14 protein-coding genes are annotated in these 14305 nt (G+C 44.2%); 11 read left to right on the forward strand and 3 right to left on the reverse strand.

The features are described 5' to 3' along the window. The 3 genes from KBS54_03575 to KBS54_03585 form a co-directional block, all read left to right on the forward strand. On the forward strand, positions 1–659 hold a 659-nt coding region (locus KBS54_03575; protein ID MBQ0055210.1), incomplete at its 5' end, for a L,D-transpeptidase family protein. A gap of 180 nt (positions 660–839) precedes the next feature. Beyond that, positions 840–2228 carry an ATP-binding protein gene (locus KBS54_03580; protein ID MBQ0055211.1) on the forward strand — a complete coding sequence of 463 codons (1389 nt, stop codon included), beginning with the start codon at positions 840–842 and terminating at the stop codon, positions 2226–2228. A gap of 88 nt (positions 2229–2316) precedes the next feature. Beyond that, positions 2317–3804 carry a putative DNA binding domain-containing protein gene (locus tag KBS54_03585; GenBank protein ID MBQ0055212.1) on the forward strand — a complete coding sequence of 496 codons (1488 nt, stop codon included), beginning with the start codon at positions 2317–2319 and terminating at the stop codon, positions 3802–3804. A 267-nt stretch (positions 3805–4071) separates the two neighbouring features. Here KBS54_03585 and KBS54_03590 read toward each other — a convergent pair whose 3' ends face one another. Further along, the gene (locus tag KBS54_03590; GenBank protein ID MBQ0055213.1) at positions 4072–4425 is read right to left on the reverse strand and encodes a helix-turn-helix transcriptional regulator; all 354 of its coding nucleotides are present in this window, start codon (positions 4423–4425) and stop codon (positions 4072–4074) included. A 215-nt stretch (positions 4426–4640) separates the two neighbouring features. Between KBS54_03590 and KBS54_03595 the strand changes: the two genes are divergently transcribed. The 8 genes from KBS54_03595 (at position 4641) to KBS54_03630 (ending at position 12371) form a co-directional block, all read left to right on the forward strand. After that, positions 4641–5963 carry a serine/threonine protein kinase gene (locus tag KBS54_03595; GenBank protein ID MBQ0055214.1) on the forward strand — a complete coding sequence of 441 codons (1323 nt, stop codon included), beginning with the start codon at positions 4641–4643 and terminating at the stop codon, positions 5961–5963. Positions 5964–5982: 19 nt separating this feature from the next. Further along, the gene (locus KBS54_03600; protein MBQ0055215.1) at positions 5983–6717 is read left to right on the forward strand and encodes a VWA domain-containing protein; all 735 of its coding nucleotides are present in this window, start codon (positions 5983–5985) and stop codon (positions 6715–6717) included. Then, entirely contained in the window at positions 6704–7696 is a 993-nt protein-coding gene (locus tag KBS54_03605; protein MBQ0055216.1) for a protein phosphatase 2C domain-containing protein, read from the forward strand. The genes KBS54_03600 and KBS54_03605 overlap by 14 nt, the downstream gene beginning before the upstream one ends. Further along, positions 7687–8817, forward strand: coding sequence for a PEGA domain-containing protein (locus tag KBS54_03610; GenBank protein MBQ0055217.1), 1131 nt, complete (start codon positions 7687–7689; stop codon positions 8815–8817). Before KBS54_03605 ends, KBS54_03610 begins: the two co-directional genes overlap by 10 nt. A 15-nt stretch (positions 8818–8832) precedes the next feature. Further along, positions 8833–9636, forward strand: a complete 804-nt coding sequence (locus KBS54_03615) for a hypothetical protein (protein MBQ0055218.1) — start codon at positions 8833–8835, stop codon at positions 9634–9636. Between the two features lie 75 nt (positions 9637–9711). Further along, complete coding sequence (locus KBS54_03620; protein MBQ0055219.1) at positions 9712–10458, forward strand: sel1 repeat family protein; 747 nt, start codon at positions 9712–9714, stop codon at positions 10456–10458. Between the two features lie 142 nt (positions 10459–10600). After that, on the forward strand, positions 10601–12019 hold the full coding sequence (locus KBS54_03625) for an SYNERG-CTERM sorting domain-containing protein (GenBank protein ID MBQ0055220.1): 1419 nt from the start codon (positions 10601–10603) through the stop codon (positions 12017–12019). A 115-nt stretch (positions 12020–12134) separates the two neighbouring features. Then, a complete protein-coding gene (locus KBS54_03630) occupies positions 12135–12371 on the forward strand; it encodes a hypothetical protein (GenBank protein MBQ0055221.1) in 237 nt (78 codons plus the stop codon). Positions 12372–12533: 162 nt separating this feature from the next. Here the strand turns inward: KBS54_03630 and KBS54_03635 are convergent, their stop codons facing one another. Next, positions 12534–13898, reverse strand: coding sequence for an ATP-binding protein (locus KBS54_03635; GenBank protein ID MBQ0055222.1), 1365 nt, complete (start codon positions 13896–13898; stop codon positions 12534–12536). 139 nt (positions 13899–14037) lie between these two features. Beyond that, on the reverse strand, positions 14038–14305 hold a 268-nt coding region (locus tag KBS54_03640; protein ID MBQ0055223.1), incomplete at its 5' end, for a hypothetical protein.

The raw sequence follows: 14305 nt of genomic DNA on the forward strand, positions 1-14305 counted from the left end.
TTATGAAAATTAACAAACAAATATTCATAATTCTTGTGTGTGCGGTGCTGCTGTTTTTTGCGCTGCTTAATTTGTGCGGTTCCGAAAGAAAATATCTGAAACAGTATTTAACTGACGACAGCGTTCAGCAGCTTATTTTGGTAAAACAGACATGGCTGTCGAAAGCAAAACTGCGGCTGTACGTCAAAGAAAACGGCAAATGGGAAAGAAAAATTCAGAGCAAAGCCTTTATCGGAAAAGCGGGAACGGGCAAAACAAAAGAAGGCGACATGAAAACGCCGCTCGGCGACTATAAATTTACAATGGCATTCGGCGTTGAAGAAGACCCGGGAAGCAAAATTGCTTACACAAAACTGACGGACAGCATGTACTGGTGCGGGGACAAAGAATATTACAACCTCTTTGTTGATACCTCAAAAATTCAGCACAAATGCAGCGAAAACAGCGAACATCTGATTGAATACACGAAAGCCTACGCTTACGCGCTTGCGATTGACTACAACAAAGAAAACGAGTGGGGCAAAGGCTCGGGCATATTCCTGCACTGCTATGGAGAACACGAATACACCGCAGGCTGCATAGCTGTTCCCGAAGACGTTATGAAAGAAATACTCCGCACGGTTGAGCAGGGCGCCCATATTTGCATCTACAAATGGTAAGCGGTGCAAACGCCGTCTGCTGCTGAATATTCCGCACTTGACTTTAGGTTGGCGGTAGGTTAGACTTTAGGTTGGTTGACAATTTAGTCAAGTACGATTTGGCAAATCGTACTTGACTAAATTTTTATAAAGTGCTATAAAATATTGCGGTTACGAGAAATTTGCTTGAAGGTGAAAGGTATGTTTGTAGGAAGAGAACGCGAACTTGAGACGCTCAATAAACTGTTTAATTCGGAACGGTTTGAATTTGTTGTTATGTACGGGCGCAGGCGCATTGGGAAGACTGCGCTGATTAACAAATTTCTCGAAAGCAGACCTGCCGTATATTTTACGGGTGTTGAAAGCAGCGAGAAACAGAATCTGGAGAATTTTAGCCGGAGCATTTTTGAATACTCCTCTTTTAATGCAGATGGACTCTCTTTTTCGTCGTTTCAGGAAGCGCTGGAACATGTCTTTAAAATGTCGGAAAACAAACGCCTCATACTTGCAATTGATGAGTACCCGTACGCAGCTGCCAGTTCAAAAAGCCTTGCCTCAACACTGCAGCTTCTGATTGACAAATACCGTGAAAAATCAAAGCTTATGCTGATTTTGTGCGGTTCGTCCATGTCATACATGGAAAAAGAAGTGCTGTCCTACAAGGCTCCGCTATACGGCAGACGTACTGCGCAGATGAAAATTCTGCCGTTTGATTTTTTCAGCGCGAGACTTATGCTGAACGGTAAAACGACAGAAGAACAGGCACTGTTTTACGGTATGCTTGGAGGAACACCGCAATACCTCTTGCAGACGGAAGCGAGCCTGTCTGTAGAAGAGAACATCAAAAATATTTTTTTGAATCCATCGTCATTTATTTTTGAAGAACCGCAAAATCTTCTGAAACAGGAGGTTCGCGAGCCTGCAGTCTATAACGCGGTTATATCGGCCGTTGCCTCAGGAGCCTCTAAAATGTCCGAAATATCAACGAAAGTAGGCGAACAAAGCAACGTTTGCACGGTCTACCTGAAAAATCTTGTTGACCTGGGTATTGTACAAAAGGAAATGCCGTACGGCGAAAAAATGTCAAGAAAGGCGATATACAGACTGGCGGACAATATGTTCCGTTTCTGGTACAGATTTATACCGGACAACAGCTCAGTGATTTTGCGCGGAGGTGTGGAACTTGCCTATTCGCGTATAGCCCCGCAGCTTTCGTCGTATATGGGACAGGTATTTGAAGAAATATGCAGACAGTACCTGTGGCGCAAACTGCTTGAGGGTAAAACGCCTGTCGTTTTTAACTCGCTCGGACGCTGGTGGGGCAACGACCCTGTCAAGCATGAGCAGACGGAAATAGACATTATGGGCGAAGAAAACAGAGACAATGCAATATTTTGCGAATGCAAATGGGAGAACGAAAAAACGGGAGCCGATGTTTTGCAGACGCTTTTTGAAAGAAGTCAGCTGTTTGCTCATAAACAAAAGCATTATTACCTTTTCTCAAAAAAAGGTTTTACCGCCGGCTGTGTAAAAGCAGCGAAAGAACTCGGCAGTGTCAGTTTGATAAAATATTCTGACATGGTGAAATAAGAAAAACCGGAGAAGAATTGCGCAAATATTTGGCTTATAATATCGCACAGCAGAACTACATTTATTATTGACGAGCGGGAGGTGCGGCATGATGGGATTTGGAATTGAAACAGAGACGCTTGAATTCAAAAAAACGACAGCCGAAACAAAAGAGGCTATAAATTCCATTTGTGCCATACTAAACAAGCACGGGAAGGGTGAAGTGTACTTTGGCATAGCATCAGGAGGCAAAATTATTGGACAGACAGTAACGGAACAAACACTGCGTGATATAGGCATTGCCATAAGCAATGCGATAGCGCCTAAAATTTATCCTGAAATATCATGTGTCACGATAGAAGACAAAAACTGCATCCGCATAAAATTTGAAGGAGTCGAACAGCCCTATTACGCAAACGGAAAAGCAAAAATAAGAGTTGCCGACAGCGATTTGGATATGTCGCCAAGCGAACTTGAAAGATATATTCTGAATAAAAACAGCTTTGCAGACAAGTGGGAAAACAAAATTTCCAATACAGATATTGAAGCTGTAGATGAGAAGTTGTTAAAACGCTATCTTGACAAAGCTAAAGACAAAAAACGCATAAATCTAGAATATACAGACAAGAAAACTGTTTTAAATAAATTGTTCCTTACGTTGGACGGAAAACTGCTTAATGCCGGAAAAGTGTTGTTTTGCGAAAGTGAAATGGCAGAATTGCAAATGGCAATATTTGCTACGGGCGAAAGATTGACGTTTAACGATATAAAACGTATGCACGGCGATATATTTACGCTGATAGACGCGGCGGAATTGTATGTCCGCAGCAATATCAACTGGAAAGTAAAATTTGACGGATCAATGCAGAGAAAAGAAATTCCAGAAATACCGGTTGAAGCATTAAGGGAAGCCATAGTGAATTCATTCTGCCATAAGAATTACGCTGTTATGGAAGCCAATGAAGTGGCAATCTTCAAAGACAGAATAGAAATTTACAATCCGGGCAGCTTTCCAAGCGGTTACCAACCGGAAGATTTTATAAAAGCCAGTGAACGTCCCGTGAGAAGAAATCCGCTTATAGCGCAGATACTATACTACTCGCAGGATGCGGAAAACTTTGGTACCGGACTTAAACGCATAGTTCAAAGCTGCTCTGAAGCAGGAATAAAAGTTGAATTTAAAACAACAAAAGCCGGATTCGTATCAGTATTTTATAGACCGCAAGACGTATCTGGTGGCAAGTTGAGTGGCAAGTCGGATGACAAGCAAGAAGCCTTAGAAAACAGCAAAATGCTTGCAACTTCAAGGATTTCCGAACAAGAGGATATTCGGAATTCCGTTGAAGCAGGTGGCAAGTCGGGTGACAAGTTGACCGGCAAGTTAAATTTACAGAATATTGACAGAAAAATTTTATCGTTGTGTTGTGAAAAAGATATATCGGCAACAGAAATTGCCAAAGAACTTGGATATACAAAAGCAAACAGCTACATTCGAGGGAAAATAGCTATGCTTCGCGAAAACGGACTGCTGGAATATACAATACCGGACAAACCGAACAGCCGTTTGCAAAAATACAAACGCACGGTATCTTCTTAGCTGATACTGCAGTTTCGACCTTAAAAACAGGACACAAAGCACAACACAATAAACAGAAGAAGCTTTTGTTAATTTCGCAGACAGCTGCATTGGTGTCAGTTTCTCTGTTACCTTATACCCCAGATGTTGTTCAATGTAATTCGCCGCGTAAGTTGAACAAATGTGCTGAGTTTTACTTGACAAATTTGCGCTGAAATTATTGAAACTGATATAACGTCGTCAAACGTACATAAAAAAACAACTCCGCCTGTGCTGAACTCGGCGGAGTTATCTTTTTGCCTTGACCTCTGAAATAAAGAACTGATCCTTTACGTAGCTGTAAACTTTGAATTTCTCATCGGGTCCCAGCTTTGTCAAAAGCTCAAGCGTTTCCGAAACAGTATTGTCATTATTTTTGAAACTGCACCGTTCGCACTTGTCCTCTTTTTCCTTGTATTCAAACAATTCATTCGGCGAACAGCCGAGCAGATCGATAATCTGGACAAGAAGCTGAAGCGACGGACTTTTCTTTCCTGTTTCAATTTCAGAAATATAGCCCACGGACACAAACAATTTCTCTGCAAGCTCTTCCTGAGTCATTCTCACAGCCGTTCTGAAGTCCTTAATTCTCTCTCCAAGCATTACATAATACCTCCATGCATTGTTAGTATCTATCATTAAAAGCTAAAATATAATAGACTTTAAGCATTGACTAAATAAGCTTTAAGCGTTAGTATTTTTACATTAAACGGGCTCAAAGCGAAATAAATTTAGCATGGGATGCTTGTGTCTGTCGGAAATTGGCTTGTGTACACGCTTGCAGGCAAATGCAGGAATGTAGGAAAGGGGAAAATTTTATGGCGGAATTTAGTCAGGGAGACAGAATTCCCGTTAAGCAGGGCGGAGAAACCAAAATTCTCTGCAAGCTTGGCGAGGGAGGTCAGGGTATTGTCTACAGAGTGGAATATCAAGGCAAACAGTATGCGCTGAAGTGGTATTTTGCAGGGAAGATGAAGGAACCCAAACAATTTTACAAGAACATTGAGAGCAATATAAAAATCGGCGCGCCTTCTCCTGTATTTCTCTGGCCGGAATTTATTACGGAGGAATATAACGGCAGTTTCGGCTATCTTATGGCGCTGAGACCAAGCGGATATGAAGAATTCGGCTCATTCCTTCTTGCCAAAAGTCATTTCAAATCGCTGCATGCGGTTGTTAATGCGGCGCTGTCTATCGTCAACGGTTTCAGGGAACTGCACCGCAAAGGGTTGAGTTATCAGGATTTGAACGATGGCAACTTCTTTATAAATCCTGAAAACGGCGATGTACTTATCTGCGACAACGACAATGTAGCCCCGTACGGCGTAAATCTTGGTATTGCGGGAAAATGCCGCTATATGGCGCCTGAAGTTGTAACCGGCAAAAAAGTCCCGGACAAGCACACCGACCAGTTCTCGCTTGCAGTAGTGCTGTTTATGATGCTGTTTCTCAATCACCCTCTGGAAGGTTCAGGAACATCCGTGGCCTGTATGTCGGAGGAATTTGAAAGAAAATTCTATGGCACAGACCCCGTATTTATATTTGACGACAGCGGAGCAAATAAGCCTGTTCAGGGCGTTCACAGAAACGCGATAAAGCTTTGGCCGGTATATCCAAAATTCATACAGGATGCGTTCAAAAAATCGTTCAGCAAAGAATTTATGACCGGAGCAGATTCAACTCACAGGATTCTTGAAAACGAGTGGCAGAAACTCTTTGTGAAACTCAGAGACATAACCGTAAGCTGCCCGCACTGCGGCTCAGGAACTTTCTTGGACGTAAACGCTGCCGAGCCGACCTGCATAAACTGCGGCAAAAAAATGCCGAAAACCTTTGCACTGAAAATAAAAGGCGGATTGATTGACAACACGGTAGCGCTGTATCCGCACAGCAAACTTTACAAATGCCATACGGACAGTTCCAATGACAACGACTACAAAGAAATTGTCGGAGAAGTGCTGCTCGGCAAATCAACGCCGGTGAAACTTGGCTTGAAAAATCTGTCAGGCAACAGCTGGACGGTAGAGTTAAACGACGGAAGCAGCGTAACTTTGGAAAACGGCAAAACAGTCGTACTAGGCTCTGGCTTGAAATTCAAATTCAACAGCAGTGTGAACGGCGAAGTAATTCTGACAAACTAATATAAAGGGGAGATACATTATGGGACTTTATGACGATACCGTAGAAGTTGCCCGCAGATGCATGGTTTTGTTCTTTGTGGTGGACACATCAGGAAGTATGGCTGGGACAAAAATCGGAGCGGTTAATCAGGCAGTTGCGGAAGTTGTTCCTGAAATAGCGAAATTATCTTCGGACAATGCCGACGCGGAAATAAAAATCGCCGCGATGAAATTTGACAATAACGCTGAATGGATAACGCCGCAGCCTGTTGAAGCCGAAAATTTCCGTTGGGACGATCTTGATGTAGGGGGCGGCACATATCTCGGCGAAGCTTGCAGGGCGCTTTGCGAAAAACTTTCGCGCAACGCGTTTATGCAGGAAGCTACAGGCTCATACGCGCCGGCCATATTCCTTATGTCAGACGGGGAACCGCTTGACGAATATCAGAAAGAACTGGCGAAACTCAAAGAAAACAAATGGTTCCAGAAGGCTATTAAAGTTGCAATCGCTATCGGTGAAGATGCCGACAAAGATGTGCTTGCGGAATTTACTGGGACAACAGAAACGGTTATAGAAGCCCATTCGCCGGAAGCCCTTATGAAACTAATAAAATTTGTCAGCGTAAGAGCTTCACAAATTGGAAGCAAAAGCACGGGAATATCTACGGGCGCGGCGTCAGGCGCAATATCAAGCAAAATGCAGGACTTTGCGACAGGTTTTCAGGCAGATGCCGCTGAGGCAGCCGCCGGAGCTATAGACGATGATTTTGATTAAGGACGGACAAAAAACTGAATTCAAACCGTTTGCGGTCAGAACAATAGGATCTTCACATATTGCGAAAAACCGTCCTTGCGAAGACTATGCTCTGAAAAATGATACAGAGACATATTCCTTGATTGCGGTATGCGACGGACACGGCGGAGATGATTACGTCAGAAGCGAAAAAGGTTCACGCTTTGCGGCAGAGTCGGCGGAAAGCTGTGTAGCTGAATTTGTCGCAGAGGCTGACATAGAAAAACTTCGTACCGAAAAACGCAGAAAAGAAATGTTCAGGCAGCTTGAAACAAGCATAATCGCGCGGTGGGACGAAAAAGTTTCAGCAGACTGGGCTGAAAATCCGCTTACTGAAGAAGAAAAGGCGATAATCTCTGACAAAGCAAAAGTCAGATACGAAAACGGACGTTTTCAGCCTGCTTATGGGACAACGCTTATAACGGTGGTTTTTACGAAAGAGTATTGGTTTGCGCTGCAAATCGGCGACGGCAGATGCGTTATGCTCGATGATGAGGATAATTTCAGCCAGCCTGTGCCGTGGGACGACAAATGCGAAGGAACTGCTACAACTTCAATTTGTGACAGCAGTTCAATAAATGAATTTCGCAGCTGCTTCTCGGAAAAATTTCCCAAAGCAGTATTTATCGCGTCCGACGGAGTGGAGGACAGCTTCCGCGATGAAGAAAAAATGTATGCCTTCTACAAAGCGGTTTACAGTTCGTTTGCTGACAAAGAAAAAGCATGGGAAACGGCGGAAGGCGAATTGCAGGACTACCTGCCGCGAATGTCGGAAAAAGGCAGTCACGACGATATATCCGTAGCCGGTATTCTTAAAATTCAGGCAGAAGAAAACGCAGCGGTCGCAGCTGATACAGACGTTGCAAAAACAACGCAGAACGAGGACACAGAAACGGCGAAGGAAGAAAAAAATTCGGCGGGCGTGGGCGGATGTTTGCGGAGATGGATTCAATGGAAGTAAAAAACGAAAAGATAATAAGTAACATTCAAAATCTTTTATTCGCCAATCAGAAGATACTGAGCGACAAAACAAAACTGAAAGGCGTCATCGGCGATTACGTGTACGATGCGGATTTGAAACAGGCGATGAGAGAACTCATCGAGTTGGATTTTGCCGGTGAACTGCTGTCGTCTAACGACACGGCGCGGCTTAAGAAAATCGCGCAAAAAGACGTTGACAAAGTAAGCAGAGAAACAGGTATTGACCGCGGGGAAGTATGCCTTGCAGCGAATATGCTGTACAAAATTGTCAAAGCCGAAGCGAACGAGTTGCTTGAAAATCAGACTGTCGCGGTGAAAAAAACTACTGTTAAAAAAACAGCAGCAAAAAAAACACAAACCGTCAGCCGGACGCAAGCGCAGACCGTTCAGCCTCAGCAGGCTTACGCGCCGTCGCCTGTTCAGCAAAAACCGAAAAAACACCGCCTTAGAAAATTCTTCAAGTTTCTTCTGTTGTTGTCAATACTTGGCGGAGTGTACGACTGGTACGACTCAACCACAAAAGGCGAACTTGTTATCAACGGCGTGAACGGCAAATTATACGTTGAAGGAGCGTTTGTTTCTGATACCCCCTGCAAAATTTCATTAAAAGAAGGAACTTACAACGTTAAAGTAGCGTCAGGAAACAAATACTGGAAAGACAAAGTGTACGTCACAGCGAAAAACACTATTGAACCTGACGTAGAAATGACAGAAGCGCAAACCAAAAAAACGTCGGCGCGTACAGTTGTTCCAAAGATGAAGGAAACGCCGCGGCAAACGGAAAAACCGATTAAAAGCGCCGCGCAGAAAACGCCGCAAAAAACGGACGAAACAAAAGAAACAGACGAGGCGGAGGAAGCTCGCCGCAACATAGACAAAATAATGAGCGGAATGCAGTCGCAGGGAGCTATTTCGGCAGGCTACGCGTCACAGCCTGAAAAAACGCGTCCGGAAAACAAACAGCGCAAAACAGCAGTTCGCCGTACGAAAAAACAAAACATATCGGCACAAAAAACGGCAGCGCAGAAAAACGATGCGAAAGAAGCTGCTAAACGCCGCAGGGAAGAAAACCTGCGCCGTATCAGACAGGAAAATCAATAAACGGAGGCGGAAACGGTGAAAATTATCCGAAAAATCAAAAAACTGACCGGCGCGGTTCTGATACTTGGCATATTCGCTGCTCCGTCAATAGCTGACGACAAAACGGTACAACAAGTAGCAGTAGGTCTTGCGGTACTGAACGCGTTGTTCGGCGGTGCGTCAAACAATCAGCAGAACAGACAGCAAAATGACCCGCAGCTGATAAAGCTGAAAAGCACACTGCTTGAACACTCGGAAAAATTTGCAGATGATTTCTGTACGGCAGCGTCAAAATACGGCGGAAGCGAAGCGCTGAAAAAATTTAGGAAACTGTTTATGCAAAAAGGCATATCTGCTGAAATATCCGAAAGCTCGACCAATCCCGACAACGAAACTTTAACGGCGTATGACAACAAAGAGACAATCGAATTTGAAGTTGACAGCACGCATGAAACGGTAACGGTCACTGCCAGTGTCCCTGAAGTCGGGGTGTACGAGAAAACAACAAAAGAATTCAGCACCGCGCCGAAAATGACAATAACGGTACAAGAGACTGAATTTAATATGCTTGACAGCGCAGGCTTTGACGTTGCAGACAAATCAAGAAGCCCCGACGGATATTTGATACTGTCCAAAATACAGTCAGGCAGCGCAATGTCAAACTTAGGGGCTCTTGAAGGCTCTGACCTGTACACGGTAGATGCGCTGAATACCAAAACCTGCTCGGCGCAGGAGCTTCGCGAGTACATAAAACAGCGTGCAAAAGAAGGCGCGAAAATAACAGTTTCGTTTATGGCGGATGACGGAAGCAGAAAAAACATTGACGTCCGGCTTAAATAAGCGAGGATAAGAGAGGCAGTCAGCGGTTAATACCGCTTTGCAATGCAAAATACAATATTAAAGGAGAGAAACATGATGAAAAAAACAATCAAAAAAGCGGCAATTCTGTTTGCGGTAATATCCGTAATTTTCGCGTTTGCTACGCCCGTATTGGCAGCGCAGTCCGAACAAGCCTTGCTCAAAGCGGCAAACAGTGGAAACAAGAACGCGATGTTCGAACTTGCTCAATTCTATTTATATGAAAAAAAAGATGAAATCAAAGCTTCTCAGTGGTTCAAGAAAGCTGCTGATGCAGGGCATGTAGATGCTATGTATGCAATGAGCAGCATAGTTGCGTTTTTTGCAAACAGTCCTGAACTTGCAATAAAATGGACTGAAAAAGCTGCTAACAATGGACATCCTCAAGCAATGTACGAGATGGTAGAAAGGTGCGAGAAGCAGGATGATTATAAAAAAGCTATTAGCTGGTTGGAAAAAACCGCAAAAACGAATGATGAGTTTTTGCAGGGGAAAGCTATAAAGAAGCTTGTTTATTATTATTTAAAAGGTCAAAAAGGTGCAGATAACAAAAAAAGTGTTTTACCGGATGAGACTAAAGCGATTAAATGGGCCGAAAAATTGAACAAAGAAGACAAAATACAGGTTGCGTGTCTTATTGGCGAATGCTACTACGGAGTGAGTGGCGACATAAAATTAGAACGCAATCTCACCAAAGCTAAAAAGTGGTTCAACATTGCAAAAACTGCCGGACATGAAAGTGAATTTTTGAAGCAGATTATCTTAATTGAAAATGAAGAGAAGATTAGAAAAATTGCGAAATAGCTATCTGAAATTGTCTTGTCTCGTGTTTGCCAACGGACACTATTTTGCAGACACACGAAGGAGGGATTCTGAAAGCTAAAATCTTATAACGGTTGACAGTATGGTAATTCTCGAAAATTCAAACAAAAGGAGAGAAAAGAAAATGAAAAAAGTATCAGCAATAGCAGCGGCTCTTTCAATATTTGCGTTTGCGGGCGCCGCGTTCGCAGGCGGAGCCTTTTCCCCCGGAGATTTGAAAGCATCGGCGGACAGCAAGGTCGGTGTTAAAGCGGCAAATACTGTCTATTTCGGAAACTACTGGATAACTTCCGCAAACACCGGCAGTCCGAAAGAAGCAATAGCTTGGAAACTTGTGTCCGCAAAATCAAAAGACAAAGACGGAAAAACAGCAGTTAAAATTCTGTCCGATCAGGGATTGTATGTGGGGAAATTTAACAACATGAATTATACTGGTAGGGCAGATGATGCTTCTATGTGGGAAAAAGCACCAATTCGCACTACGTTAAATGAAAGAACTAAAGGTGAAGGTTTTGCAGGTGATGCTTTTAGCACTAAAGAATATGATATGATCGCAATGGCTGATACCTATACAATGCCAGACAGTCAGGCAACACCGTATCAGGTTACAGTACCAGTACAAACCTACGACAAACTTTATCTTCTTAGCTATGAGGAAGCTAAGGACGGTGGTTCTGTAGGAGTTACAGGAAAAGATGATAGGGCAATCACACTCACAACCTTCGCCCAAAAATGTCCCGTGTATGGTCTATCATCAACCTATGATAGAGGAGAATCTTACGATGGTAGTATAAGATATTGGCTTCGCTCCCCTGCGGATGGATGGACTACTGATTATGTAAAGGGAGTTGCAAACAATTTTACTGATATTGATATCACAAGATTTAAAAGAGACACGATTATGGCAATTCGTCCTGCGTGCGAACTCAGCGCTGCTAATGTAGCGTTCCTTTCAGCAGCGGAAGGCGGAAAGTCAGAGGTTGCACTCGGAGCCGGTTTTGCCCTTGCAGATTACAGCGGAACAGAATTTAAGGTAACATTCATTGACGCGTCAGTTAACGCTCCGACAGTTAATCTGAAAATTGAAGACGGAAAACTGAACGGAACGTTCAGCGGAGCCGTGACAGGCACAAATCAGTATCTTTCGGCTTATCTCAAAAACAGCAGCGGAAAAGTGCTGAACTACGCCAAACTTGCTGACTGCGACACTGCGGCTGACGGCAGTTTTACGCTTGATTTCGCCGGTGTTGCTGACGGAGAATACAAACTCAGCTTCGTATCTGAACAGGAAAACGGCGCAAAACAGAGCGACTTTGCCTCAAAAGCTGCTGCTTATGTCGCGAAAGTAGCCGGTGGAAAAATCACGGAAATAAAAGAAGATACAAAACCTGAGCCGGAGCCTCAGCCAGAGCCTCAGCCGGAACCGGAGCCTACACCGAAACCGTCAGGCGATTCAGGTTCAGGCGGTGGCGGCTGCAACGCAGGCTTCGGAATGCTTGCACTGCTCTTTGCCGCGCCGATGTTCTTCAAAAAAGAAAAATAGGCACAGCACCGTAAAAGACAGCTAAACATAGAATTCGTCTGCACACGAATTTTATGGAGTTCAGCGGAGCAGCTCATAGAGAGTTGCTCCGCTTTAAGCCGAAGGGAGAAAGAATATGATTTATATACCGTTGATAATACTGACGATACTTGTACATTGGCTGTATCACAAGATTTTTGACGTTGTATATTTCGGCATGGGCGCTGTTGTGTCGGAATGGGTAGGCTGCTTTTTTGTCTCAGGAATAATTGTAGCCCTTTCTATGGTGTTTTGGTGGGCTGTGATCCCGATATTGCTCATTTTAATTGTCATTGCGGTAAAAAAGAAAAACAAAAACAAACTGGTGCAGTAAATTACAGGACAAAAATTCAGGCGGGGCGGTATGCTCCGCCTGTCTGTTGGTAATTCAGTAAAGGCGTCGCGCAGAAGCAGAAACGAGGCAGGGAAGCGTAAGCAAAATATAGAGCAGAAGCGAAAAAAACGAGGACGAATCCAGTCCTCGTTTTTTGCTGCGCTACAGAAGCGGGCTGAGGTCTATGCTGTAGATAAATTTGTCCGGAAGCTGCGGCGGACGTATAAAGACGGACATATACCACGGCAGATAGCAGATTTTCCCTTCCGTATGCAGATTGTCTTTGCAAAGCACGTACGCCTGTTTCAGGTTCCATGCCTCCACGCCGAGCAGGTTGTCAAGTGCCCTGTGCTTTTTGTAATCATTGCCTGATTTGACTTCAACGGGAAGTATGTTATTTCCGCTTTGCAGTACGAAATCTGTTTCGCCGTGCTGTTTGGAGTCAAAGTAGTTCAGCGTAAAGCCGTTTGTTTTCAGCTGCTGCGCGACGGCGTTTTCAAGTATGCTGCCGAGATTTATTCCCATGTCGCCGTTCAGCAGCGCGAATTGCACGTTGTCAAGACATGAGGCGCAGAGCAGCCCTGTGTCGTTCATATAAAGCTTGAACAGAGAGTGTTTTTCGTTCAGCGAAAGGGGAGAAACAGGCTGTGAAACGTTTCTGCAGGGCAGGGCAACGCCTGCTTCTTCCAGCCATTTGAAGCTTTCCTCGTAATTTTGAAGCCGCGCGTTTTTGTCAATTGAGGTAACGAAAAAACGCCTGTTTTTGTCGCCAAGCTGCGACGGCAGTCTGTCAAATACCGCTCTGATTTTGGGTTTGCTGCTTCCTTCCGCGTATTTTGAGATGTCAAGTCTGTATTGTTCAATGATGTCTTTTTGATAACCGATAACTTCGGCTATGTCGTGCCTGTCAACGTAGCGCTGCACCGCTTCGGGCATTCCGCCGACGACAATCCACGCGTAATACAGCCTGCATATCGCAGAATGTACGGAGCTGCTGACCGGCAGGTGTTTCTCAAAGCATTCCCTCAGGTATTCAATAGTGGAGTTTTGTATGCCATTTGCAAGCATAAATTCATAAAAATCCATCGGGTACATACGGTAGATTTCCTCATAGCCCACGGGGTAGGATTTAACGTTTTTATGGCGTATGCCGAGCAGCGAGCCCGATTCGGCGTAGTCGTAACGTCCGTCTTCGACAAGAAATTTTATTGCCGTCCGCGCTTCCGGACATTCCTGTATTTCGTCAAGGAACACAAGAGTTTTTCCCGCCGGCATGGGAGTTCTGGCGTAGGCGGTCAAATTGGCGGTCAGCGTGTCCGCATCGAGAGCCCCCGAAAAAATTTTCGCGGCGTCTCTGTCAGTGACAAAGTTTATTTCAACAAAACATTCGTAATTTTCTTTGGCGAACTCGCGGATAAGCGTCGTTTTTCCTGTCTGCCTTGCTCCGGCAAGGCATATTGCCTTTCGTGCGTTTGTCCCGCCGGATTTCCATTTCAGCAGCGTTTCATAAAGCCTTCTGTAAAGCATACCGCCGCCTCCTTAACAAAATTCTTGATTTCAATGGGCATATTTTAACAAAATTCTAAAATATTTTCCAGTAAATTTAACAAAATTCTTAGTATATCGTGTTTGTATTTGAAGCAAAAAAACGAGGACAATTCAGTCCTCATTTTTTGTATTCCGTATCGGGTTCAAATTTGGCTTCGCCGTTTTCGTCCGTCACAATCAAATCTTCGTGTTCAACGAGGTCGGCGCGGAGCACCATGCAGCGGTTTTCTTTATCCAGATAAACGGATATTGTGGGAATATACCCGGGGCGTTTCATTTCTTCCGGTATGATTTTGAATACGTTTCTGCCGAGTATCTGTTTCAGCTCTTTTGTCAGAGGAGTATTCTTGCAGAATTTTAACTGCTGACTGCCTGATACCTGAAAG

Origin of the sequence: Candidatus Equadaptatus faecalis (assembly GCA_018065065.1) — a bacterium.
In the GTDB taxonomy this organism is placed as follows: Bacteria; Synergistota; Synergistia; order Synergistales; family Synergistaceae; genus Equadaptatus; species Equadaptatus faecalis.

Coding starts and splice junctions, on each gene's coding strand:
- KBS54_03600 (MBQ0055215.1), top strand. CDS start 5,983: ATGGGACTTTATGACGATACCGTAGAAGTTGCCCGCAGATGCATGGTT.
- KBS54_03610 (MBQ0055217.1), top strand. CDS start 7,687: ATGGAAGTAAAAAACGAAAAGATAATAAGTAACATTCAAAATCTTTTA.
- KBS54_03585 (MBQ0055212.1), top strand. CDS start 2,317: ATGATGGGATTTGGAATTGAAACAGAGACGCTTGAATTCAAAAAAACG.
- KBS54_03630 (MBQ0055221.1), top strand. CDS start 12,135: ATGATTTATATACCGTTGATAATACTGACGATACTTGTACATTGGCTG.
- KBS54_03620 (MBQ0055219.1), top strand. CDS start 9,712: ATGAAAAAAACAATCAAAAAAGCGGCAATTCTGTTTGCGGTAATATCC.
- KBS54_03635 (MBQ0055222.1), bottom strand. CDS start 13,898: ATGCTTTACAGAAGGCTTTATGAAACGCTGCTGAAATGGAAATCCGGC.
- KBS54_03580 (MBQ0055211.1), top strand. CDS start 840: ATGTTTGTAGGAAGAGAACGCGAACTTGAGACGCTCAATAAACTGTTT.
- KBS54_03590 (MBQ0055213.1), bottom strand. CDS start 4,425: ATGCTTGGAGAGAGAATTAAGGACTTCAGAACGGCTGTGAGAATGACT.
- KBS54_03595 (MBQ0055214.1), top strand. CDS start 4,641: ATGGCGGAATTTAGTCAGGGAGACAGAATTCCCGTTAAGCAGGGCGGA.
- KBS54_03605 (MBQ0055216.1), top strand. CDS start 6,704: ATGATTTTGATTAAGGACGGACAAAAAACTGAATTCAAACCGTTTGCG.
- KBS54_03625 (MBQ0055220.1), top strand. CDS start 10,601: ATGAAAAAAGTATCAGCAATAGCAGCGGCTCTTTCAATATTTGCGTTT.